General features: G+C 41.9%; 19 protein-coding genes. 2 read left to right on the forward strand and 17 right to left on the reverse strand.

Annotated features, from left to right (window positions below; translation table 11 throughout):
* Positions 1–45 precede the first annotated feature (45 nt).
* The 12 genes from IGJ26_RS09635 to IGJ26_RS09690 all read right to left on the reverse strand — a co-directional run bounded on the left by IGJ26_RS09635 (position 46) and on the right by IGJ26_RS09690 (position 15,561).
* Positions 46–1,821 carry an ABC transporter ATP-binding protein gene (locus IGJ26_RS09635; protein ID WP_005235438.1) on the reverse strand — a complete coding sequence of 592 codons (1,776 nt, stop codon included), beginning with the start codon at positions 1,819–1,821 and terminating at the stop codon, positions 46–48.
* Positions 1,821–3,569 carry an ABC transporter transmembrane domain-containing protein gene (locus tag IGJ26_RS09640; protein WP_194199645.1) on the reverse strand — a complete coding sequence of 583 codons (1,749 nt, stop codon included), beginning with the start codon at positions 3,567–3,569 and terminating at the stop codon, positions 1,821–1,823. Before IGJ26_RS09640 ends, IGJ26_RS09635 begins: the two co-directional genes overlap by 1 nt.
* A gap of 201 nt (positions 3,570–3,770) precedes the next feature.
* Positions 3,771–3,989, reverse strand: a complete 219-nt coding sequence (locus IGJ26_RS09645; RefSeq protein WP_005235432.1) for a YneF family protein — start codon at positions 3,987–3,989, stop codon at positions 3,771–3,773.
* Positions 3,990–4,096: 107 nt separating this feature from the next.
* Positions 4,097–4,900 carry an ABC transporter permease gene (locus tag IGJ26_RS09650; protein ID WP_010748033.1) on the reverse strand — a complete coding sequence of 268 codons (804 nt, stop codon included), beginning with the start codon at positions 4,898–4,900 and terminating at the stop codon, positions 4,097–4,099.
* Positions 4,901–4,902: 2 nt separating this feature from the next.
* On the reverse strand, positions 4,903–5,811 hold the full coding sequence (locus IGJ26_RS09655) for an ABC transporter ATP-binding protein (protein WP_194199646.1): 909 nt from the start codon (positions 5,809–5,811) through the stop codon (positions 4,903–4,905).
* A 240-nt stretch (positions 5,812–6,051) separates the two neighbouring features.
* Complete coding sequence (locus tag IGJ26_RS09660) at positions 6,052–7,575, reverse strand: helix-turn-helix domain-containing protein (protein WP_194199647.1); 1,524 nt, start codon at positions 7,573–7,575, stop codon at positions 6,052–6,054.
* A gap of 298 nt (positions 7,576–7,873) precedes the next feature.
* Positions 7,874–8,923 (reverse strand): LPXTG cell wall anchor domain-containing protein, encoded by a 1,050-nt coding sequence (locus IGJ26_RS09665; protein ID WP_194199648.1) that lies wholly within the window; start codon positions 8,921–8,923, stop codon positions 7,874–7,876.
* Between the two features lie 182 nt (positions 8,924–9,105).
* The gene (locus IGJ26_RS09670; RefSeq protein ID WP_194199649.1) at positions 9,106–10,728 is read right to left on the reverse strand and encodes an Ig-like domain-containing protein; all 1,623 of its coding nucleotides are present in this window, start codon (positions 10,726–10,728) and stop codon (positions 9,106–9,108) included.
* A 265-nt stretch (positions 10,729–10,993) separates the two neighbouring features.
* Positions 10,994–13,084 (reverse strand): ABC transporter permease, encoded by a 2,091-nt coding sequence (locus IGJ26_RS09675; protein ID WP_086299375.1) that lies wholly within the window; start codon positions 13,082–13,084, stop codon positions 10,994–10,996.
* Positions 13,056–13,832: an ABC transporter ATP-binding protein gene (locus IGJ26_RS09680; RefSeq protein ID WP_008378452.1), complete on the reverse strand. Its 777-nt coding sequence runs from the start codon at positions 13,830–13,832 to the stop codon at positions 13,056–13,058. Before IGJ26_RS09680 ends, IGJ26_RS09675 begins: the two co-directional genes overlap by 29 nt.
* Positions 13,833–13,921: 89 nt before the next feature.
* On the reverse strand, positions 13,922–14,869 hold the full coding sequence (locus tag IGJ26_RS09685) for a sensor histidine kinase (protein ID WP_429976689.1): 948 nt from the start codon (positions 14,867–14,869) through the stop codon (positions 13,922–13,924).
* Positions 14,866–15,561 (reverse strand): response regulator transcription factor, encoded by a 696-nt coding sequence (locus IGJ26_RS09690; protein WP_005235415.1) that lies wholly within the window; start codon positions 15,559–15,561, stop codon positions 14,866–14,868. Before IGJ26_RS09690 ends, IGJ26_RS09685 begins: the two co-directional genes overlap by 4 nt.
* 162 nt (positions 15,562–15,723) lie before the next feature.
* Here IGJ26_RS09690 and IGJ26_RS09695 point away from each other — a divergent pair, with 162 nt between their 5' ends.
* Entirely contained in the window at positions 15,724–16,341 is a 618-nt protein-coding gene (locus IGJ26_RS09695) for an FMN-dependent NADH-azoreductase (protein ID WP_005225804.1), read from the forward strand.
* Positions 16,342–16,481: 140 nt separating this feature from the next.
* Here IGJ26_RS09695 and IGJ26_RS09700 read toward each other — a convergent pair whose 3' ends face one another.
* The 4 genes from IGJ26_RS09700 to tyrS form a co-directional block, all read right to left on the reverse strand.
* Complete coding sequence (locus tag IGJ26_RS09700) at positions 16,482–16,868, reverse strand: cytidine deaminase family protein (protein WP_086332454.1); 387 nt, start codon at positions 16,866–16,868, stop codon at positions 16,482–16,484.
* A gap of 45 nt (positions 16,869–16,913) precedes the next feature.
* Positions 16,914–17,807 carry a deoxyribonuclease IV gene (locus IGJ26_RS09705; protein ID WP_005225802.1) on the reverse strand — a complete coding sequence of 298 codons (894 nt, stop codon included), beginning with the start codon at positions 17,805–17,807 and terminating at the stop codon, positions 16,914–16,916.
* Positions 17,808–17,895: 88 nt separating this feature from the next.
* The gene (locus tag IGJ26_RS09710; RefSeq protein ID WP_016612232.1) at positions 17,896–18,807 is read right to left on the reverse strand and encodes an AEC family transporter; all 912 of its coding nucleotides are present in this window, start codon (positions 18,805–18,807) and stop codon (positions 17,896–17,898) included.
* Positions 18,808–18,877: 70 nt separating this feature from the next.
* Entirely contained in the window at positions 18,878–20,140 is a 1,263-nt protein-coding gene (gene tyrS, locus IGJ26_RS09715) for a tyrosine--tRNA ligase (RefSeq protein ID WP_008378466.1), read from the reverse strand.
* A gap of 262 nt (positions 20,141–20,402) precedes the next feature.
* Here tyrS and IGJ26_RS09720 point away from each other — a divergent pair, with 262 nt between their 5' ends.
* On the forward strand, positions 20,403–22,841 hold the full coding sequence (locus tag IGJ26_RS09720; protein WP_005235408.1) for a transglycosylase domain-containing protein: 2,439 nt from the start codon (positions 20,403–20,405) through the stop codon (positions 22,839–22,841).
* A 142-nt stretch (positions 22,842–22,983) separates the two neighbouring features.
* On the opposite strand, the gene ccpA is transcribed toward IGJ26_RS09720, so the two are convergent.
* Positions 22,984–23,982 (reverse strand): catabolite control protein A, encoded by a 999-nt coding sequence (ccpA, locus tag IGJ26_RS09725; RefSeq protein WP_008378470.1) that lies wholly within the window; start codon positions 23,980–23,982, stop codon positions 22,984–22,986.
* Between the last annotated feature and the right edge of the window lie 82 nt (positions 23,983–24,064).

A 24,064-nucleotide genomic window follows, 5' to 3' on the forward strand; every position in this document is an offset into this window, starting at 1 on the left:
TAGACCTTAAAATACCTACGTGGTATTTTAAGGTCTATTGGCCGTTTAAACTTCACTTGCCTGCAAACGGTACATATCGGCATACAACCCTTTTTGAGCCAAAAGTTCATCATGGGTGCCTCGTTCGACGATCGAGCCTTTATCAAGCACCAAAATCAACTCAGCATCGCGAATGGTAGACAATCGATGGGCGATCGCGATCGTGGTTCGCCCTTGACGCATATTTGCCAAGCCTTCTTGGATCAGTCCTTCTGTTTCAGTATCGATATTGGCAGTCGCCTCATCCAAGACCAGCACTTTCGGATCGGTCACCATCGTTCGGGCAAAGGAAATCAATTGCCGTTGCCCGCTTGAATAACTGGCACCCCGTTCAATCACTTTGGCGTGGTATTTACCAGGTAGTTTTTGAATAAAGGCATCTGCTTGAACAAATTTTGCTGCTGCTTCGATCTGTTCTTCACGAATGTCCTGATTCAATAAGCGGATATTGTCAGCGATGTCCCCATAAAACATGAAAGCATCTTGCAATACGAGTCCAACTTTTTTCCGAAGCTCTTCCATCGTGAAGTCGCGGATATCTTGATCATCGATCAAAATTTGCCCTTCCCCAAATTCGTAAAAACGCATCAACACATTGATGATCGAGCTCTTGCCACTTCCTGTGTGACCGACTAAAGCCACGGTCTCACCTGGATAGGCGATGAAAGAAATATGATTCAATACGTTGTTTTTTCCATCATAGGAAAAACTGACATCGCGAAATTCAATTTTTCCTTTGGTGATGGTTTGACTGGCATCGGAGTTTTGCTGCGGCGTATATTCTTCGTTATCCATAATCTTCAAAATCCGGCTGCCGGCTACCATCCCATCAGTAAAGACGCTGAGAAAATCCATCATCTGTGTCATGGGATTAAAGAATCCTTGAATATAGGTCGTAAAGGCGAAAATCAACCCAACTTCAATGGGCGATTCTAAGGCATCAAACCCAAAGAGCGTCAATGACAAGGCAATCGCTAAGGCATACAACAAACTAATGATTGGTGATAGTAGCAGCGCATTCGTGCGGATCATGGCGTATCTAGTTTTCAAATAATCATCGTTGGTCGCTTCGAATTCTTCATTCAGCCGCGCCTCTTGGCGGAATTGCTGAATGATCTGCATGCCAGAAATCGATTCATTCAATTTCGTATTCAGCTGACTCAGTTTTTCCCGCATTTGACGATAGATACGAGAGCTGAATTTTTGATAATACCAGATGACTACCATTAGGATTGGCAGAAAAATCAAGTTTAGTAAGGCAATTTTGACGTTGATGCGGAACATGGCGGCAAAAGAAGAAACCACCGCAAAAATTCCTGTCAATACCATCAAGAAGACATACCAAAATTCATACAATGTTTCTGTGTCGTTGCTGACCCGTGAAACGATCGAACCCGCTGGCGTCTGATCGAAATAGCGCATCCCAAGACTATGCAATTTTTCAAATAATTTTGCTCGAATATATTGATAGGTTTTTAAAGAACCCATTGAATAAAGGAACCATTGGAAAAACCAAATCACGGCTTTTACCAACACCCCAAAGAAATACAACGCAGCAAAGAAATAAATGACTTGCTGGGTCGCCGTCTGATTGGTCAAATAATTATCCATAAAGGTTTGAATGATCAAAGGCAACAAGATATTGATGATCGATAGCACAAAAGCAAAAAAGATCGCTGCATAGAAGGTTTTTCGAAACGGTTTGGCAAAAAGAAACATTCGTTTGATGATGTTTTTTTGCTCTTTAAAGGGAATCGATTTGCTCCATTCTGATTCTTGCATTAGGCTTCACTCCCTTCGATTTTGGCTTCTAGTTGCTGCTTGTCCCACATTTTTTTATACCAGCCATTTGCAGCCAATAATTGTTCATGGGTCCCACGTTCACTGATTTTCCCATTGTCGATCACGAGAATTTCTTCTGCATGCTTGACACTGCTTAGGCGGTGGGCAGCAATGATCGTTGTTTTATTCTGACGGAATGTCAGTAATTGTTGTAAAATAGCTTCTTCCGTTTTGGCATCTACTGCTGAAAGGGCGTCATCTAAAATCAATAATTCTGGGTCAGTGATCAAGGCACGGGCAATGGATAAACGCTGTTTTTGTCCGCCGGAAAGAGAAACACCACGTTCCCCCACCATCGTTTCGTATCCTTCAGGAAACTGACTGATATCCTCGTGGATCACTGCCAATCCAGCAGCCGCTTCAACTTCTGTTTGAGAAGCCCGTGGTTGCGCGAAGCGGATATTGTCTCGAATCGTCATGGAAAATAAGAAATGATCTTGCGGAACATAACCGATCGAACCCAAAAGAGCATTCAAAGAGTATTGCTTGCTGTCGATGCCCCCGAAGGTGATCGCCCCATCAAATGAATCATACTCTCGCAACAAGAGCTTCATCAAAGAGGTTTTTCCTGCACCAGTTTTCCCGACCACACCAAGTGTTTGCCCGGCAGGCAAAGTAAAGTGGATGTCTTGCAGGGCAAAATCATCTCCTTGATAGTGAAAATCATTGATTTGAACGTTCACCGTTCCTTGGGCTGGGGTATCGACCGCATCTTTGGCTTCAATGATATGGGTCTTTGCCGCCAATAATTCGGCAACCCGATCATAACTTGCATTGCCTCGTTCCAGCACATTGAACAGGCGTCCGATGGCAAACATTGGCCAAACTAACATACCGATATAACTGATGAAAGATACCAATTGACCGATCGAGATGGTACCGTCCATGACATAATTGCCGCCAACGATGATCGTCAGCACATAGGAGATTCCAATGATGATCGTAATAAACGGATCAAACAAGGCATCCAGAAAATTGACTTTGCGGTTTTTGATGATGGCATGGTCGATTTTGGTTTGAAAATCAGCGATGTCCTCTTTTTCCTGTCCAAAGGTTTTGATGACTTTCATCCCAGTAATACTTTCTTGGGCTTTGTCGTTGATGGAAGAAAATGCTTCTTGTGAGTCACGAAACGCATCATGCAATTTGCTGCCAAGAACTCGTGCCATGACTGCTAAGAATGGTAGCGGCAACAAAGCAATCAACGTTAAACGCCAATCAATAAAGAGAACCATCGCAATGATGGTTGCCCCTCCCGAGATGAAGGAATCGGCAAAGGTTAAGATCCCCGCCCCTGCCACATTTTGGATGGCATTCAAGTCATTGGTGGCATGGGCCATCAAATCACCTGTCCGATGCTTTTGATAAAACAACTGATCCATCCTTGTAAAATGTGCAAATAGCTGTCTGCGTAACGTTTTTTCTAGCCGAGCAGCACTGCCCCAGATATGCGTCCGCCAGACGAAACGGAACACGTATTGAGCGATAGCTGAAGCAATCAAGATCATGACCCAAAAAAAGATCGTCTGCATCGAGATCTCTTTTTCCGCAATCTCATCGATGATGATCCCAATAACTTTTGGGGGTGCCAACTGTACCAAGGCGACTAGGACTAAAGAGCCTACGCCTAACAAATAATGTTTCTTTTCTTGTTTAAAAAACCAACCTAACTTCCTAAATATTGACATAACACTCTCCATTTCTTTGTGACCTGTTGCTTAAATTTTGCGATTTTTCCGAATATTTATTAGATTCAGATTCGATTGCTACCCCGCTATTCACAGAAAGTAAATAGCAAAAGCAGCATGCGGCCATTTTTTTATTAGTTTCTACATTTTGCCGCAATAAAAAGCGAGCTGATAAAATCAGCCCGCTTCTTAGAAAAAAACCTACTTTTGGTTTTTCATTTGCTGCATCATCTGACGAATCTTTTTCTCAGAAGGTTTTTGACCCATTGACATCATCATCGAGCGAAGCATATCCTCATTAACGGGAGGATTTTTCTTTAGATAATCTTGCATATATTTTCGCGCCAAAAAGAAGCCGCCGACAGCGCCTAGTAATGCTGCAACAACAGCGATCACGATTACGATTCCTACACTAACCATTTGAAAACTCTCCTTTCTCTTGTACTCTCAATGAATCATTTTACTAGAAAAAAACACAAAAAGAAAGAGTGAAAGCTGGATTTATCCAAAAACTTTCACTCGTTTCCTCAACTTAATGCGACATCTCTTTTATTGAATAACCAATTTGTTAAAAGGTAGATTAAAACACTATAAACAAGGATCCCGATCGCCATTTCCCAATAGCCCAATCCCGGATCAAAGGCAGTCATCTGCATGTCAGGACTATTTAATAAACTCGGTATCTGCTCTTTGATATTCATAAAATTAAACGGGTTCCACTTCAGCCATGGGTATTTTTCTTGAGCAAAAAGCATGATCGAGTTGATGATGCTGCTTCCAAACAACATACCCAAGCCTAAGCCAACCGCCAGGCTTTGAGAGCGAATGACGGCTGAGATAAAGATGGTCAATGCAATATAAAAGACAATCAACAGCAAGTTGGTTCCCGCAAAAACAAGGGCAACGAGAATCGCCGCTAGCCCGTTGTAGCCAGTAGCAGCAAAAGGTGATTCAGCTGCTAAAAATAAATTGGCGGCTGCTAAACTACTGATTAGTAAAACAGCAGTCCCTAAAAGCGCAAATAAAAACGTGTTGATGGCTTTTGCTGCTAAGATTTGGCTTCTGGAAAAAGGCCGAATCAATAAGAACTTGATTGTTCCACGACTGAACTCTTCCGCCACTGAAGAAGCTGCCACAATCACCACAAATAAGTTTAAAAAGGAAGTCATGTCGCTCAAAGAAGCGAATAAATCATTGGCACCAATCTCGGGACTACCTAAGCGAACCACATAGGTCAACCCAAAAGTCATTAGAACCAATAAAAGCAGCATGATCCAAGTAGAACGTTTTTTGGTTAATTTGATCCATTCATTTTTAATCAATGTCAGCATGCTTACAAACCTCCTTCTTCGGTCCAAGCCAAGAATGTATCTTCTAGAGAAGATTGCTTTGTCCGTAGTTCTTTCAAGCCGATCCCAGCCGTCACGATCGCTGCAGCGATTGCCGAACGCTGATCGGTTTGCAACGTGACTTGCAATTCATCTGCAACCTGCAAGACCTCGACCTCAAAGGAAGCTTTTAACAGTGCTTCTGTTTCCGCATTATCATCAGTTTTAATAATCAGTACATTTTTCTCTGCTTTCAACTCTGCCATTGCTACTTGATGAGTGACTTTTCCTTTTTGCACCACGATCAAATGATCGGCAATTTGTTCGATATCGCTTAATTGATGACTGGAAACTAAGACAGAAACGCCTTTTTCTCTCAAAGAAAGAATCATTTCTCGAAACTCCCGCATGCCTTTAGGATCCAGGCCATTCATCGGTTCATCTAAAACTAATAAGTCTGGTTGATGGACCAATGCCTGGGCAACACCTAAACGCTGACGCATCCCTAATGAATAGGTTTTGACTTTTTGATGGATGTGTCCTTCTAAATGTACCTGACGAATAAGAGCTTCTAATTCTGCTGTCGTACTTTTTTTCTTCGCCATGCGCTGATACTGCATCAAATTTTCATAGCCTGTCATATAATTATAAAACTCAGGATTTTCAACGATCGCACCGACTGAGGCAATCGCGGTTTTAAAAGAAGAATCCAGTAAATTCCCCATAATGGCAATCGATCCTGTGTTGTGCTTCATCAACCCAACAATCATCCGAATGATCGTCGTCTTCCCAGCCCCATTAGGCCCTAATAAACCAACGACTTGTCCTTGGTCCACCACAAAGGAAACATCCTCAATGATTCGTTTGGTTCCAATCAATTTGGAAACATTTTGTAGTGCTAATACTTCTGTCAAAGTTACCCCTTCTTCCTAACACCTTTTCTGCAACGATTTTAAATAAAAAACGTTATGATAATATGTATACCATGCCATCTCTGTAAAAAAAAGTCAAGAAGCGAAAAAGGAACGACGATGTTCCTGTTTTTGCTTCTTGACCTCTTCGTTTAACACTGTTACTTTTAACGTTTGACCTATTGCTACTGGTCAAAAGCTTGGCAAAATTATAAGTTCTATCTGATCGATCTTATAGCGGGATCACTCCGTTTGGGTGAATGCCAGCTGGGCAAACGCTGCCTTGTTCTTGGCACTTCTGATCTGTTTGATCACTTGCTTGAGCTGTTTCCACTCCTTTGCGCTTGGGTGACCATTCCAATAAAAGAGGTACGGCTGTTCTTCCTCAGAAAATTCCTGATGGATCGGATAATCGCTGATCACCAAATCTGGCTTTTGAGACAGCGAATAATGGGCCATCGCTCGATGCGTGGCATTCATTAAGCGGTTCTTGATCCAAAGCTCTTGCGTTTTTCCGTATTTCGAATGGATCGAGAACGTGACCGGCTGTTCATATTTTATAAAAATAACTCTCAGTAACATACAGTATTGGAAAATCAAGCGATCATTCATTTGCAGTAATCTACGCAACGCTGGTAAAGAAACAGTCGCTTCCTCAAAAAATCGTTTCACGGTCGGATAAAGCACTGGGAAAGCCGCTTGTAGCTCTTGCTTGTCGGTCGGTTTACCAAAACTATCACTTTTTTGTCGGGTACCAAAAAGGTTGGAAGCAGAATGGATCATTACGAAATTAACTAGTAAATAGTTTTTTTCAGCATCGGTAAACCTCAGACGAAAACACTGGGCTAGTTGTTCAACAAGTAATACTTCTGGCTGATACTTGGGTTGGGTCAACCACGAGAGTTCCGCCTCGCAAAGATCCTCTTCAAGATAGGTGTTCATTACGCCAAACATAAAATACAAGAAGCTGCATTCAGGCTCCGAGATTTCAGATAGAGAAAGGTGATTGCCGTTGAATAATGGCTTTAAAAAGACCTCAAAAAACTGATTCCTTTCAATCAGTGGATGTTCAAAGGTACTTACTTCCTCTGGTAAAAAAGTGATTGGATGCTTTTGATGAATTCTTTGCAGGGAGATAGCGAATAGATTAAGAAACTTATCGATATCGATTTTTCTCATATAAGAAGCATGAGTTTCAAACAAAGCCATAACGCTTTCTTTATCCTTGATCGATGCCACGACCTGTGAGTGCTTCTCATCGAAAATCTGCCAATAGGTTAAATGATAAAAATAGCGGATTGCGTATTCCTCACCTGTCAAGGGATCTCCTTTCTTCAGACTATAGGACAAATGATAGTTCGCTAAAATGTGATTTAGTTCTTTCAATTTTCGTTGGACCGTTCGGAGACTGCTGAAGGTTTTGAGGCTGAGTTGTTCAAGGGAGTGATAGTCCCCATGAAAGAGTGCATCGAGTAAGATAAACCCAACGGTTCCCTGTAACAATACATTATATGCTTGACTCAATAAAAATCGTGGAGAAAAAGCAATCACCACTTCTTTTTCTTGTTCATCATAAATCAACGTAAACTGAGGATAGCGGGCACAAAACCATTCGACTTGTTGCACGATCGACTGCATTTTATTCGTTCTCCTATTGAAAACATCAGAAAGCTCTTTAATTGTATATTTTGGTTTGTTCGTTTCGTAACAATAACTTAGAAACTGAAAAATTTGTTTTTCTGTGGTATCCAAAAGTGCGTGTAACATGAAAATTCCCTCGCTTGTATGGTCAGCCAAAGCTGTTTTTTGCTTTGAATCTATCACCTTACAAAATTGTAAGCTGTGAATGTTTGGTGATCGTACCACTGTGCCCTCTTTTCTGTCAAATTACTTTTAACAAATTTTCCTTTTGTTATCTGTATATTTTCATAAAAAAAGTCTGACGCCTCAAAACGATCGTCAGACTAATTATGAATTACGGCAAAACAACACGTGATTGTGCATTCTGGGGAAGAAATTTCCAATCGTGGGTTATCAATTTTCTCATGATTTTTGGGTATGTTCGTTACAGCTTCTCATCATAAAATAACTTTCGCTTCATCCAGTAAAGAAACACAGTCAGAACCACTACTAGACCAAAGAGTAGATAGCGAAGATTGGTAGTTTTGCTGCCGGTTTTCGGTAGTACGGCTGCATTGACCTCCTTGCCACTGCTTATCTCCGTGGGTTGAAGTTGTTCCTTTTTGTCTTGAGAAGATGTTGTCGCTTGGTGCTCTTCTGTACGGACACTAGATGAAACGCTCGCCTGACTTTTCTGGGATTGATTGGCTGGCAATCCTTTGGTTTTCTTTTGTGAATCTGAATGCTTTGACGAAGCAGATTCCTTCTCGGTAGACGTTATGGCTGTCGCTGCGTTTTCTTGACAGCTCTCTGTCTGACTTGGCTCGCTTTTAGTGACTGGTTGGGTGCTGACGGTTTCCGAATCACTGATATCGATAGTGCTTTGTGTGCTTTGGATGTCTTCACTGGTAATTTCAGCCTCAGAAGTCGTTGGATTCGTCGATTGAGACTCGCTAAATTTCGGCTCGATACTACTAGAGGAAGCGCTTGTTGCTACCGTTTCGTTTGAGCTTTTACTTGTCTCAGCTGTCGTACTCTCATTACTGCTTGGCGGCGCGGTTACTTGCCAATGACCGGGCTTCAGGTTTTCAGTTATTGTTGTTTCACCATCATATATAACAACTAAATCAACTTTATCCATACTTTTTATCTCATCAATAGCCATCTCCGCATGGATCCTTAAGTAGTTTTCAACACCTGAAAACCAATCGACTTTCGTTAAAACTGTTTCGCCGATCACTTTTTCACTGTGTCCGTTCCCATCCCAACCATAAGTTAGTAAGACACGAACCTTTTGTGAAGTCAGTGTTTTGTTCGGACGTACCGGAACCGTGATCATTTTCAAGGCTTCGTCATAAATCACTCGGTTCGTTTGTACAGAAAACGACAGATTTCCTCTGGAACGTTCTTTTGCTGAAGTATGATCGAAACCAAACACAAGAATCAATAACCCTATTAGCAGTATTGTGATTAATACACCAACCAGTTTTCTCATTTCCTCACTTCCTAAATGTATATTTCAAGATAACTTGATAAAGAAATTATAATAAAATCTCAGAGAAAACATGCGCCGAAAAAAAAAGGAAAGTGGCCATAAAATGGCATCTTTCCTTTAAATAAGTCTTTATTAATTTTTCTTCCAAGTAATAAAACTGCCTCCAAAATTTCAGTTTCTATCTACCTGATAAATTTACTCCAACCTAACTTCAATGCGCATCCTGTTAAAACCATTCCTATTGCAATCCATAAATGATTAGACACTTCATTCGTTTGAGGAAAGTGCTGTTTTTCTGATTGATTATGCAAATTATTTGTTTTGGATGACTTATTGATCCCAGAGGATGAATTTTCAGGTGACACCGCCCCAGTATTACTAGAACTACTCCTGTTAGTTGATTCGGTGGATTCACTGATGCTACTGTCGCTACTTGGTTCCGTGCTATTACTAGTGATGCTTTCACTACTTGGTTCTGTGCTACTGCTGGTGCTGCTTTCACTACTTGGTTCCGTGTTACTACTTGTACTGCTTTCACTACTTGGTTCTGTGCTACTAGTAGTACTACTTTCACTACTTGGTTCGGTAGTACTACTAGTGCTGCTTTCACTACTTGGTTCTGTGCTACTGCTGGTGCTGCTTTCACTATTTGGTTCCGTGCTACTACTTGTACTGCTTTCACTACTTGGTTCGGTAGTACTACTAGTACTGCTTCCACTACTTGGTTCTGTGCTACTGCTGGTGCTGCTTTCACTACTTGATTCCGTGCTACTACTTGTACTGCTTTCACTACTTGGTTCGGTAGTACTACTAGTACTGCTTCCACTACTTGGTTCCGTGCTGCTGGACTCCCCTGGTTCACCGGTTCCGCCACCACCGCCACCATAGCGTGGCGTATAGCCAGTAATACTGCTTGTTCTTGGCACATCATTGACCACGGCATCAAGGATGCCCCGATTGGTATATTGTTCCAATGATCCATCAGTTTCTGTTTTATAGGTAATGTAGATCCGTTCCTCCGTATCCCGCAAAGGAATTTCAAAGGAGCCATCACTATTTAAAACGATCGGTACTTGCTCAACATACGTTGGGTTGGAAACGCTGGGGCCGTAAACCACTCGGGCAGTCGTACTGATGAGTGTCTGATGGGGACCTAAAATATCAATAAACGTTCCATCTTTGATCGTCACTTGATTTGTATCAAACGAGTTGATATACACACGCCAATCAATAATCCGTTTGGGTTCTTGCGTACCTAAATACAGTCCTTGTTTGGTGAGTAAGGCTCCCTCCCCTGTATCATCCACTGCTTGAATAAAAATAGGCACCGATTGCGTTCCATTTACTGTTTCGAAGTTGATGTTGTTGATTTGGTTCTCTGTCACTTCATCGCTGAACTTTGTCCAAAAATAAAAGTCCCCGTGTACATTGGTATTTTGTTCGACAAATTCCGTGAAAACAAAGGTCAGCTGATTGCCAACTTGGGTAACATTGACCACTAAGTTGTTATTTTCATCGTATAAAGCATACGTATTATTGACGCCTTCAATCTCAACTGGCAAGGTGACTGTTGCTTTGTCACCGGCTTTTAAGTCACCCAGATTTTCTAAACTCCACGTCATATCTATTTTAAACGAGTCATCTTTTTCGATACTTGTAATGACCTCATTGTGGCTATTGACGATCGACACATTTGTGATCAGCTTGGCGCCCACATCGGTTTCTCCATAAACAATCCGGATACCAGCAAATAAAGGAATCAGCAACAGTAAGACTGCAAATGCTTTTCCAAGTCGTGTGATCATTGGTCTCCTCCCTCAAATAAGTGCTTCCCTAAATCCATCGACCGCAGCCTTCACTGTACTCGAAATGAATTTTGCATCTGACAGTTGTCGTGTTCTAACAGTGTCTCTTCGTTTGTTTGACAAAATGAGCGTTACTTAATTTTATCTGCTTTTCAATGATTTGCACAATTAAAAGGCTTCATGGATAGAAATTTAGACAAACTAGCTAATAAAAAGCCAAATCCCAATCAGTACAAACTGAAAGAGATTTGGCTTGAAGAATAAATTACTCTGTAGGATCGGCGATCCTATCAATTTGCTGCAAGTACCGATACTGACAAACAAAGTAAAAAACGATTTGGAAAATCAAAAAGAGACTAACAATCACACCATAGTATTGCCATACAGGCAATTCTACTAAAATACGCAAAGCGGTCATTGCCACCGCAAAATGGATCATTGCCACGACTGTTGGCAAGAAGTACATCACTTGCAGTTGGCGTCGCAGAACTTTGTGACGCTCCTTCGGCGACACACCTAAGATATGCAAGGAACGGTGGTACGCCCCATCTTTATCTAAATCTGCAAATAAACGGAAATAGATAATTGAAGCGGAGAAAATAAAGAAAACCGAACCCAGTAATACCGTGATCATTAAGATGATGCCATTTCCTTGACGATTTTCTTGGAAAGCTTGGTATTTCGAGGTATAAGACGTACGCATCGGAATGTCTTTTGCTGCTTCTGCCCACTCTTCATCCGTATAGTCACCTTTGGCTTCAAACTCCTGACTGAGCTCTTCGTATTGCTGATCGATCAAGGCATTTTCTTTATCTAAATCCCCATTGAAATCAGATACCAATTCAGGTGTTTCAGCCCATTCTGGATAGTCTAACCAAATAAAACCAGATTCCATATCGTCGGTGGATTTTTGCAAGAGGGCTTGCCACTCCTCAAAGGTTTTATCTGTCACAACTGACAGTCCAAAGTAATCCAGAGAAAGCATTGAGGGACTGTGGACAATCGTAACATCTTTTTTTATACCGGTCTCTGATCCCAATTCGATTGGATAGATACTTGTACGTTCGTTCTCAGGGACTTCTAGAAGCTGTTTTCGACGTGAATAATTAGCACTAAGTGTCATTATTTGATTATCTGCAACAGAATCAGCTTCCTCACCAATTTGTTTCATCATTTTCTGATAGTCGCTTTCTCGCATAATTGAAAAGCCATTCGTCGTATAGAATGAATCATTCGTAACTGCAGATTCATCAAGATTCGCATATGCCCATAGTAAGGAAACACTATCCGTTACAGGCGCATACCCTTTTTCTTCTATAGCAGTTTTAATTTCGTTTACTTTTCCCTCGGTATGATCGAGGTCTTCTGGCCCAGACCACGGAAATACATAGGCTACACTAATTCCTTGGATCGAAGAAAAAGAAGAACTGCCAATCGCCAGCATCACGGAAATCCCAACGAATGCCACGGAGGTACTAATAGCAATCAGACTATACATCGCCGCATTGTCTCGCATGCGAAAAATCCATTCGCTGATAGTCAGCATCCGAGTCCCTCGTAAGAAGGTCGGGCGTTTCTTTAATCGTTTCAATAGAAATACGCTGAACTGATGGAATGACAAAATCGTGCCCGCAACAGTCAACAAGACTCCTAGCATAAGCGGCAGCATCGAGTACGTTTGGTAGCTAAAATAAAAGACCGATCCATAGCCAATTAGTAACAGCACAATTCCTGAAAAAGCCAATGCCCAATGGCTTTTTGGTTCAGGACGTGGCTTTTCATTTTCCTTGATCAATGAGATGATCTGTTCTCCTTGCAAGGCGCGGGTACTGAAAAAGGAGATCAAGAGAAAAATAAAGACATAGATCCCAAAGGTCAATCCTAAACCTTCCATAGGAACCATAAATTTCAGTCCTTCTGTTAGATACATGACATTTTGCGCAATCAGCAGCAATAATTTCGTCAATAAAATCCCTAACCCAATACCGGTCACTGTGGCACAGGTTCCTACAAGGGCATTTTCGACAAACAAAATCTTTCGCAGATCTTTTTCTTCGATCCCCAAAATCAAGTAGATTGCCAGATCACGTTTGCGTCGTTTTAAAAAGACCACAAATGTATACCATAAAAACAACAGCGACAGTAAAGCGATCACCACAAGTGCGACGGATAGACCGACCTTCGCCAATTCTGAAAGTGTACCGCTATTGGACAAATTTTCTTCCAATTGCGGATGAAAGAGCAAAAGACTAAAGATATAAAACACCATCGCCGCAAAGGCGCTACTGACGAAGTAGGCCGCATAGGTTCGAAAATTCCCCCGCAGATTACGAATGATCAACTGTCTGAAATTCATGACGGCGACCTCCTAAATGTGCTAGGACTTCAAGAATTTTTTGATAAAATTGCTGTTGATCAGCCCCGCGATAGACTTCGTTATACAGCTTTCCATCTTTGATGAAAACGACCCGATCAGAAAAGCTGGCAGAATAAGGATCATGGGTGACCATCATGGTGGTGACCTTAAGTTGCTTGTTCATCTGACTTAGTATTTCCATGACATCTCGTGCTGCCTTTGAATCAAGATTGCCCGTCGGTTCATCTGCTAAAAGCAATTCCGGTTGATGGATCAAAGCTCTAGCAATCGCAACTCTCTGCTGCTCTCCACCGGAAAGCTGATAGATGCGTTTGTCTTTTTTCTCATAGATCCCAAGCTCACGTAATAGCTGTTCCGAACGTTCTTTCATCTCAAGAACCGGCACCCGATCCAATGTCAGTGGTAAAATCACATTCTCAAGCACGCTCAATGGCGAAAGTAAATTGTAGTTTTGAAAAACAAAACCTAGTTGCCGACGACGAAACTCCGCGAGTTTTTGCTTAGATAATTCTAGGGGCTGCTCGCCCTTGATGATCACCGAACCTGAAGTCGGTTTATCCAATGTTGCCACCAAATTCAGCATGGTGGTCTTGCCACTGCCAGATGGACCCATAATGCTGATAAATTCTCCTTCTGGCACTTTGAGATCGATTTGCTGTAAAACCTCAACAGACACTTCCCCTGTATAGGTTTTCGATACATTTTTCAATTCTAGTAAAGCCATCATCTTCACTCCTTTGCTACCAGTTTAGCAGGCGGCACCGCAATCAGTTATCGATTTCATGATAGAAAGCTTACAAAATTGTAAGAAAGTCTTTACGTCCGAAACGTTAATGTAACCGTCGTGCCTAGATTCTCCTTAGAGACCAAAGCGATATCGATATCCAATTGCTTGCTGATCGTTTCGACTAAGTAAAGTCCGATTCCAGTTGCCTCGCCTGTTTGCCGACCATTCTGACCTGTATAAAAGGGGCGAAAAACCCGCGGGAGATCCGCTGCTGCAATCCCGCATCCTTCATCTGCGATCGTCAAGCTTCTAGAAAACGGATCAATTTCAAAATAGACTTTGCTCTCTGCTGTTGAGTACTTAATGGCATTGCTAATGAGTTGAAAGATCAGAATACCTAGCCATTTTTTGTCTGTTGTCACCGTGATATCTGCTTCACTCATCAGCTTCGGATAGACTTCACTGCGAATGAAATTCCGCTTCTGGTCACCGATACTGTGTTTTAACAATTCCAACAGTGAGGCTGACTCGATAACGAAGTCCTCCGTGAAATCTTCCAAGCGCACAAAATTCAGCGCAGTCGCCAAGCCACTTTTTAAGCGATCTGTTTCAGCCAAAAGATCATAGCTATCGACTTCTTCACTTTCAGCCATTAGCGCCAAAACTGAGACAGGTGTTTTCATTTGATGAACCCAGATATTCATGAAACGAATATGATTTTGATGGTGCTGATCTAATTCTGTCAGCCGCTCTTGCTCATGCTGCTCTTGTGCATCGAACTGCTTGCGCCATTGCCTGGAAAGGTAGCCATTGCTTCGGTGTGTCGCTCTTCCATGCTTGATATAATGATAAAACGTAGTATTGGAAAGGTAATCTGCCAAATAAACAAGAACAATGAACAGCCCGAATAGAAGCAGACCATAACCAATCACGAGGTAATTTCGATAGCCATCCAACCAAATCACTAAAACGAACAATGAAATGGCTAGGAAGGTAACGAGTAGTTTAGGTAAATGAACACTTACATATGCTCTCATTCTTCTGTACCTACTACCGATAAGGCGTAACCCTTTCCGCGAATCGTTTGGATCGGATCATTGATGCCCATTGCCGCCAATTTTTTTCGCAAACGGCCAACATTGACAGAAAGCGTATTGTCATCAACAAAACGCTCATCATCCCATAATAGATTTAAAATCCGTTCCCGTTTGACCATTTCTGGGTGCGCTGACATTAAAAGGGTCAATAATTCTCCTTCTCGAACAGTCAGCCATTCACTGGCTTCACGATAGACCATCTTCAACGCTTCCGGATAATAGGTCAATTCGCCAGCTTTCAAGCTTCTCGCCCGATCAGACTGTGCATAATCCCCATAGACTCTGCGAATATGGCTCTTCACTTTAGCCAGCAGCAAGTCATAAGAAAAAGGTTTGACCAGATAATCATCAGCACCGTATTCTAATGCCATCACTTGGTCCATATTGCCGTCACGTGCGGAGATGAAGAGAATTGGAACCAATGAATGTTCCCTGATTTTTTGGCACCAATAAAACCCATCATAATAAGGCAGATTGACATCTAACAAAACCAAATCAGGTTGGATCATCAAGAATTCAGCTAAAACCGCAGCGAAATTTTCCGGAACAAAGGTTTGATACGCATAGCGGGATAATTGATTTTCCATCATTTTGACTAACGATTTGTCATCTTCGACCACGAATATTTTCATAGAACCCCTCCTGTTTTCTCTAAAGTTTACCAAAACTACGTGAAAAATACTGCAAAATTCCAGCTTTTTTAAAAAAAGTACACTTATTTATTGTAAGCAAAATTATTTTATAGTATACTACGTTTTGTGATTAAAACTTACTTAAAGTAAAGGTGGAAAAAAATGAAAAATATTTTAGTTGTTAAAGCCAATAACCGTCCTGATGGAGTATCTGCAAAAATGTTTGATACGTTCGTTGAAAATCTTGATACGAACAATGTGGACGTTGTAACCTTTGATGTGTACGCACAACCAATGCCTTATATCGGTCAAACGTTATTTGAAGCATTTGGCAAACTTTCACAAGAACAAGAATTAAACCAAGAAGAACAAGAATTGATGACTGTCCGTCAAGACGTGATGAACAAATTCGCAGCAGCAGATACCATCGTTTTCGCTTTCCCAATGTGGAACCTAACGATCCCAGCAGCTTTGCACACATTCATCGACTATATCTTCCAAGCTGGCTTTACTTTCTCTTATAACGAAGATGGTTCAATGAACCAATTGTTGAAAGACAAAGAAATCGTTCTATTGAATGCCCGTGGTGGTGTTTACTCAGGCGAAATGAGCGCAATGGAAAACGCTGTAACCTTTATGGAAAAAGTTTTCGGTGGTATGTTCGGCATGAACATCACAGAAGAAGTAATCATCGAAGGTCACAATGCAGATCCTTCTAAAACAGCAGAAATCATTGCTGAAGGTTTAGAACGCGTAGCAGCAGCTGCGAAAAAATTCTAATCATTGCTATCGATCAACTCCTCAACAAAGCACTATTGCTGGTTGAGGAGTTTTTTTATCTAAACATGTTGATCGTCCATTGGATCGATAAAACAAAGATGCCCCTTAGAACAGAGCGGTCTAAGGGGCTAAATCTCTTTTTATTTTGATGCTTTCCAATCAAAAGGCAACAGCTCTTCTATCGTCATGATTTTTCCTGCTGCGATCATGACCTGCGTGTTGTGGTTGGCAGGATCCAGCTGGCTGATGAATTCACGGCAACGACCACAAGGTGGGATCGGCTCACCTGCCGAATTGATTGCAACCATCTGTAACACCCGCTGCTGCCCATCGGTGATCATTTGCGCAGCCGCAGCCTGTTCGGCGCAAAAACCCATAGAACAGCTGGTATCGATACAGATCCCTGTATAAATCTGTCCATCTGCAGTAGTCAGAGCTGCCGCAACACTCCCTGCTTCTGCAAATTGAGAGAGCTGTCTGAATCCCAGTTTTTGTTTCGCGGCATCGATCAGCAACTGAAAGTCCATTTTTCTTCCTCCAATAATAAGCTGGCTCATGGTTAAATGAACCGTTTAAGCACCCGCCATGATTTTCGTCAATAGCTCAGGATCAAAGGTCTTTTCCCGCAGCATCGCGATTTCATAGCCATAAGGGGCTTTTTTATTCTTTTTGTCTTCGCCAACATAGGGTGTTTCCAAAATTTTCGGTAACGCTGATAATTGCTCATGATGAACGATCTTATTCAAGGCTTCAAAGCCGATCGTGCCAAAACCAATATTCGCATGTCGGTCTTTGTGGCTGCCCTGTGGATTTTTTGAATCATTGACATGGATGACCTTCAAGCGATCCAACCCGATGATTTTGTCAAACTCGTTTAACACGCCGTCAAAGTCTTCTTTGACATTGTAGCCAGCATCATTCGTGTGACAAGTATCTAGTGTAACGGATAATTTTTCATTTAAGGTAACGCCATCGATAATTGCTGCCAATTCTTCAAAGCTGCGACCAATCTCGGTGCCTTTACCTGCCATTGTTTCTAATGCGATCTGGGCGGTTTGATTTTTTTCAAGGACCTCGTTCAAGCCTTTAATGATCTGCTTGATCCCAGCTTCGGGTCCTGCACCGACATGGGCACCGGGGTGCAACGTGATTTGAGTTGCACCTAAAGCTTGGGCTCGTTGGATTTCTTCTTGTAAGAACGAAACGGCAAAGCCAAAGTTTTCTGGTTTGATGGTATTACCTAAATTAATGATGTAAGGGGCATGGACAACGATATTCGAAATTCCCTTTTCCGTCATAAAATCTTGTCCAGCTGCGATCTGCATCTCTTCGATCGGTTTGCGCCGCGTGTTTTGCGGAGCTCCGGTATAGATCATAAACGTAGTAGCTTGATAGCTAGCCGCCTCTTCTGCTGCTCCTAAAAGCATTTTTTTGCCGCTCATTGAAACGTGTGAACCAATCAACATTTTTCTTTTCCTCCTAAATCTAGTCTTCTCTATTATCGATAAAATCACCTTGTAAAGCGATTATTTTGCTCATTGCCGTATTTTTTTATCAAGCGAGTCCAAATAACATCAGGACACCCGTCATTAGCGGCATACTTATCAAAAAGCTAATGGAAGAAACAAATCCCACCGCCTCTTCCTCCATCCCAGCAATCACGGAATTAATGACCCCAAATAAAGGGATCGGAGCAAACACTAACAAACAAAGTACTGGTTTTAATAAAACTGGGATCGGTAAAACATAGAAAGCCGCGAACAGCACGAAAGCAAGTCCGTAGCGTAAGCTTAAAATTTTGATTACCGTTGGCGTAGTGTGCTTCGGTAAGCGGAAATCCAAAAATAAGCCAATCATAAACATGGACAGAAACGTATTTGCGATCCCGATTGGCTGAACGAGCGCCAAGGCTGACTCGGGAATCCTCCAATCCGCACTGCGGATAATCAGCATCACTAGATAAATGGTAAATGTTGGCGAGCGCAGGAGATTCAAAAAGATTTTTCCTGGTTCAAACGTCGTCCGCTTTCCAATCAAGAACTCGATGAAAATCGTCGTTCCCCCTGCCAACATGATACTGTTCCCCATATCAAACAGCGAAATCAGTGGAATCCCTAAAGGATAAAAACTTTGGGCAAAAGGAATTGCAAAATTGCCGATATTAAATCCTGACCCGCAGTACATAGCAAACTGTTGCAGCGTGTTCGATTCTTTTTTTGTCAAGAAAAATGCGAAGAGGATCTGGACGATCGTAATGATCAAAGCGATCACAATCAAACTAAGCGCACTGACTTGTACTTGCATTGAAGCTAAATTCAAAATGATTGCTGCCGGTAACGTCACATTCAAAATAATTTTGGATAAGATCGAGCCATCCGCTTTTGAAAGGACATTTAGCCGTTTAAGAAAATACCCTAAGAAGATCATGGCAAATAAACCGGCGGCATTCAACACTATATTTCCCATTCCAACAAAGACCCTTCCTCTACAAAAATTTGAAAAAAAGCGAACCAACAGGTCGGTTCGCTTTTTGCGATTAAAATGTTAATAAGAAATATTTTTTCTTGCCACGACGAATCACGACGTATTTTCCACCGATCCGATCACTTGCTTGGATCTCGTACGTTAGGTCTTGGACGCGTTCCCCATTGATGTAGATGGCCCCATTTTGTACGTCTTCTCTTGCTTGACGTTTTGATGGTTCGATTTTAGCAGTCGTCAACACTTCAACGATGTTCAAAGAATCATCCGCTGTTACCTGATGACTAGGAACCCCTTTAAAGCCTTGTTCGATCTCTTCAGCGTTCAATTCTTTGATATTGCCGCTGAATAAACTTGCTGAGATGCGTACGGCTTGTTCATAAGCCTCTGCCCCATGAACCAAAGTAGTGACTTCTTTTGCCAAAGCTTTTTGTGCTGCTCGAGATTCTGGTGCAGCGTTAAATTCAGCTTCGATCGCAGCGATTTCTTCTAATGATAAGAAGGTGAAATATTTCAAGAATTTGACTGCATCACGATCATCCGTATTGATCCAGAATTGGTAGAACTCGTAAGGCGTTGTTTTCTTGGCATCTAGCCAAACCGCATTGCCTTCTGTTTTCCCAAATTTCGTTCCATCTGCTTTTGTGATCAATGGCATAGTCAAACCGAACCCTTGGACTTCACGCTCACGACGCAATAATTCGATTCCAGAAGTGATATTCCCCCATTGATCGCTACCACCTAATTGCAACAAGCAACCGTGGTTGTCGTAAAGGTTCAAAAAGTCATAGGCTTGTAAAAGCTGGTATGCAAATTCCGTGTAGGAAATTCCTGTTTCGATCCGACGTTTGACACTTTCTTTGCTCATCATGTAGTTGATGGTAAAGTTTTTCCCCGTGTCCCGTAAGAAATCAATCAGTTTCAATTCCCCTAACCATTCATAGTTATTGGCAATGATGGCAGGATTTTCTTGGTCATCAAAATCAATAAAGCGAGATAATTGGCTTTTGATACTTTGTGACCATTCCAAAACGGTATCTAATGTGTTTAATTGACGTTCTTGATCTTTAAAGGATGGGTCACCGATCATTCCTGTACCGCCACCAACTAATGCGATCGGCACATGTCCGTTTTGTTGGAAACGGCGCAACATCAAAATAGGCAATAAATGACCAATATGCAGGCTATCTGCGGTAGGATCAAAGCCGATATATAGTTTCACAGACTCTTCATTTAATTGTTTGGTCAAGGCTGCTTCGTCTGTGGTCTGATGAACTAATCCGCGTTGCTTTAGTTCTTCAAAAAAGTCTGTACTCATTCTTTCTCCTCCTAATAATTGCTTCATTGTTCATCTTAACTGAAAAAGAGGGCAATGAAAAGTCTTTCTCTCAAAGTCCTTTACCAAAAAAGAAACTTTTAGGCAAATCTGTTCGTTTTCCCTTATTATCGCTGGTTCAATACAAATACCAACTGGCATTTTCTCGCACACTTCTTTCGATAACAGATAGGGTGCTACCCAAGCGCCTTGTTTTTTGCTATAATTACACGGAATCTATTCTAATTTATTGAGGTGACTCTTTTTGTCCCAGAAAACGAAAAATCAAAAGAATACAGAAAACAAAAATAGAGGCTGGTTCTATTTCAATATCAGTCTTAGGGTTTTACATGCCTTGTTCTTAGTGGCTATTTCTTTACTGGTGCTAGGCGGTTCTTTAGCTTTAGGGATCGGTGCCGGCTACTTTGCTTTTCTTGTGGAAGATACCGCAGCTCCTTCTAAAGATGAGTTGCAGAAAGAACTGACCGACATCACAGAGACTTCTCAACTCGCATACGCTGATGGCAGTAAAATCGCAACGATTCGCTCAGATCTGATGCGAACGTCGGTTAATTCCGATCAAATTTCAGACTACTTGAAAAAAGCGATCATCGCAACAGAGGACGAATATTTTAATATTCATAATGGGGTCGTACCAAAAGCAGTCGTGCGGGCGTTATTATCCGAAGCGACAGGCTTTGGCGGCAGCGGGGGTTCCACTTTGACCCAGCAGCTGGTGAAACAACAAATCCTTTCCAGTGAAACGACCTTCAAACGCAAAGCCAATGAGATTTTATTAGCCATGGAAGTGGAGAAATTTTTCGATAAAGATGAGATCGTCACCATGTATCTAAACATCTCCCCTTTTGGCCGGAACAATAAAGGGCAAAATATCGCAGGTGTGCAAGAAGCGGCGCAAGGAATTTTTGGCGTTAACGCAGCTGACCTGTCTTTACCGCAAGCAGCCTTTATTGCGGGTCTGCCACAAAGCCCGATCGTCTACAGCCCTTATACAAATACGGGCGAGATCAAGGAAAACTTGACCGCTGGCTTAGAGCGGAAAGACTTCGTGCTCTTCAGTATGTATCGTAACCACGATATTACGAAAGAAGAATACGAAGAGGCGCTTAATTATGACTTGAAGCAAGACTTCAAAAAACAAGAAGCCATTGAACAAACGGATCAAAGCTTCCTTTATTACACTGTGTTAAATGAAGCAAAAGACATTATTGCCAAACAGCTGGCAGATGAAGATGATGTCAGTGACGAAGAATATGCCAAAGACGAAACCTACCAAAAATACTTCGAATTGGCGCAGCAAAAACTGGTTAATGGTGGCTATACCGTCACATCAACGATCGATAAAGATATTTATAATGCAATGCAAGATGCCGTCGATAAATACGGCTATATGTTAGACAACTGGGGCGACTCCACCATCGAAGTCGGCAACGTCATGATGGACAATGCCACCGGGAAAGTATTAGGCTTTATTGGTGGTCGTAACTATGCTGACAATCAATTCAACCATGCCTTTGATGCTAAACGCCAAGCAGGTTCAAGTATCAAACCAATGCTGGTTTACGGACCGGCGATCGAAAGTGGCTTGATGGGCTCTGAATCAATGGTTTCTGATTATGCCGCAAAATGGCGGACAGGAGAAAACGCCGGTGAGCCGATCGTCAATGCCACAAATCGTGGAACCAATACTTTTATGTCGATTCGCGAATCATTGGAAGTTTCCAGTAATATCGCAGCGACAAATATTTTCCAAGATCTGTGGGAAAAAGAAGGCGATCATTTTTATGCCTATTCAAATTATTTGAGCAAAATGGGCTATCCTGAAGATAACAGCTGGGCATATGAATCAGCGCCATTAGGGGTTACCGATGTCACAGTGTTGAATCAAACAAATGGCTTCCAAACATTTGCCAATAACGGTGTCTATCAGCAAGGCTACATCATCGAATCAATCAAGGATAATGAAGGCGAAGTGCTTTATCAGCATGAAGCCAAACCGGTCCAAGTCTTTTCTGAAGCGACAGCTTCCATTATGACCGACATGATGCGTAGTGTTATCGATGAGCAAAAAACCAGTTCCTTTAAATCGGTTATCAGCGGATTAGATTGGAACCTCGGGAATGCCGATTGGGTCGGTAAAACTGGGTCTACCAATAATTGGTCTGACTCTTGGCTAGTCGTTTCCACCCCATCGATCACAATCAGCAGCTGGTCAGGGCGGGATGACAATAAAGCTACCGATAGTGCAGCAGGAACTCGGACAGCCAATTACATGGCTTACTTGATCAATCGTATCTATCAAACAAACCAAGAAGTCTTTGGTGTAAATCAGAAGTTTGAACTTTCTAGTGATGTCAAAAAAGCTCAAGTTTCCAAGTTTACTGGTACCCAACCAGGAGGAACCGTGCGAGTCGATAATCGAACCTATACGAATCCAAGTAGTACCGTTACTTCTTATTGGGCAACTGGCGGACCAGATACGGTCGATTTCAAATTTGGACTCGGTGGTTCAGATGCAAACTATGCTGACTATTGGAAAAAAGCATCTTCTAGCCGTTCAACAAATCGTTCGTCGAATACATCATCGAATAACGCATCCAACAATGTTACACCTACTGCAAATGATGACGACGATGACGAGCAAGAAAATAACCAACCTAATACAAATGATGATGATGACTGATCAGCCTTGTGCTGATCAGTTTTTTTATACAAAAAAAGTGTGGGTAGAAAATCCATAGATTTTCTACCCACGCGAACGATCGTTGAAGCAAAAAGTGGAACAACAAAGCGTTGCTCCACTAGTCTTTTTATTAAATCGCTGCTTATTTCGTAGAGCTTTTTTCTGAAATACCGTAAGGCAAGACGATCGTTTTTTGTTCTACATCTTCTTTGTTCATCATTTTAGTTAATAGACGCATCGCAACGGCACCCATATCATACAATGGCTGCGTCACACTTGATAAGCGTGGACGAGCTGCTTCAGCCAATAATGAGTTGTTGCTGGTGATGATCTCGAAATCCTCAGGAACTTTAACGCCTTTGTCTAACAAACCATCTAAGACGCCGATGGCTAACTCATCGTCTGTAACATAAGCTGCTGTTGCACCACTGTTGATGATGCGATCAACTAATGCTAAGCCTTCTTTAAAGCTGTATGGTGATTCAAAGATCAACCCTTCAGAATAGTCAAGGTTGTTTTCTTTCAAGGCTTCTTTATAGCCTTTCAAGCGGTTTTGGCCATTGATTGGATCGATCAAAGCACCGCTGACAAAAGCGATTTTTTGATTGTTTTTCGCCAATAACGAAACAGCATCTTTGGCAGCTGCTGTGTAATCGATATTGACACTTCCTACTTGTTCATCAGGATCAATCGAACCAGCTAAAACGACTGGAGTTTTTGAGCGAGAGAATTCCCCGCGAATTTCATCCGTGATGCGATGACCCATGAAGATAACGCCGTCTACTTGTTTTGCTAACAAGTTGTTCAATACGTTGACTTCTTTCATCGTATCGCCATCAGAGTTGGCTAAGATGATATTGTATTTATACATGGTCGCTACATCATCGATCCCACGAGCAAGTGATGAGAAGAACATATTGCTGACATCAGGAATGATAACACCAACAGTTGTGGTCTTTTTACTTGCCAACCCTCGAGCAACTGCGTTTGGACGATAATCCAAGCGGTCGATCACTTCCAGCACTTTCTTACGAGTTGCTGGTTTTACATTTGGATTTCCGTTGACTACCCGTGAAACAGTTGCCATCGATACATTCGCTTCCCGTGCAACATCATAAATCGTAATTGTTTGTTTTTCCATGATATATCTCCCTTATTCTATTTTCAGAAAATCTTATTTACATTTCTTTGTTAGGATAGCAAATTTTTTCCGTATTTGCAAC

This window comes from Enterococcus sp. AZ095a (assembly GCF_050546735.1).
In the GTDB taxonomy this organism is placed as follows: domain Bacteria; phylum Bacillota; class Bacilli; order Lactobacillales; family Enterococcaceae; genus Enterococcus_D; species Enterococcus_D entomosocium.

Bases quoted from the DNA above. Each gene is read 5' to 3' on its own strand.
- IGJ26_RS09690 (WP_005235415.1), bottom strand. From the start codon at position 15,561: ATGAAAATATTCGTGGTCGAAGATGACAAATCGTTAGTCAAAATGATG.
- IGJ26_RS09635 (WP_005235438.1), bottom strand. From the start codon at position 1,821: ATGCAAGAATCAGAATGGAGCAAATCGATTCCCTTTAAAGAGCAAAAA.
- IGJ26_RS09695 (WP_005225804.1), top strand. From the start codon at position 15,724: ATGAAAAATATTTTAGTTGTTAAAGCCAATAACCGTCCTGATGGAGTA.
- IGJ26_RS09680 (WP_008378452.1), bottom strand. From the start codon at position 13,832: ATGATGGCTTTACTAGAATTGAAAAATGTATCGAAAACCTATACAGGG.
- IGJ26_RS09685 (WP_429976689.1), bottom strand. From the start codon at position 14,869: ATGAGAGCATATGTAAGTGTTCATTTACCTAAACTACTCGTTACCTTC.
- tyrS (WP_008378466.1), bottom strand. From the start codon at position 20,140: ATGAGTACAGACTTTTTTGAAGAACTAAAGCAACGCGGATTAGTTCAT.
- ccpA (WP_008378470.1), bottom strand. From the start codon at position 23,982: ATGGAAAAACAAACAATTACGATTTATGATGTTGCACGGGAAGCGAAT.
- IGJ26_RS09670 (WP_194199649.1), bottom strand. From the start codon at position 10,728: ATGATCACACGACTTGGAAAAGCATTTGCAGTCTTACTGTTGCTGATT.
- IGJ26_RS09650 (WP_010748033.1), bottom strand. From the start codon at position 4,900: ATGCTGACATTGATTAAAAATGAATGGATCAAATTAACCAAAAAACGT.
- IGJ26_RS09700 (WP_086332454.1), bottom strand. From the start codon at position 16,868: ATGGACTTTCAGTTGCTGATCGATGCCGCGAAACAAAAACTGGGATTC.
- IGJ26_RS09710 (WP_016612232.1), bottom strand. From the start codon at position 18,807: ATGGGAAATATAGTGTTGAATGCCGCCGGTTTATTTGCCATGATCTTC.
- IGJ26_RS09645 (WP_005235432.1), bottom strand. From the start codon at position 3,989: ATGGTTAGTGTAGGAATCGTAATCGTGATCGCTGTTGTTGCAGCATTA.
- IGJ26_RS09660 (WP_194199647.1), bottom strand. From the start codon at position 7,575: ATGTTACACGCACTTTTGGATACCACAGAAAAACAAATTTTTCAGTTT.
- IGJ26_RS09640 (WP_194199645.1), bottom strand. From the start codon at position 3,569: ATGTCAATATTTAGGAAGTTAGGTTGGTTTTTTAAACAAGAAAAGAAA.
- IGJ26_RS09665 (WP_194199648.1), bottom strand. From the start codon at position 8,923: ATGAGAAAACTGGTTGGTGTATTAATCACAATACTGCTAATAGGGTTA.
- IGJ26_RS09675 (WP_086299375.1), bottom strand. From the start codon at position 13,084: ATGAATTTCAGACAGTTGATCATTCGTAATCTGCGGGGGAATTTTCGA.
- IGJ26_RS09705 (WP_005225802.1), bottom strand. From the start codon at position 17,807: ATGTTGATTGGTTCACACGTTTCAATGAGCGGCAAAAAAATGCTTTTA.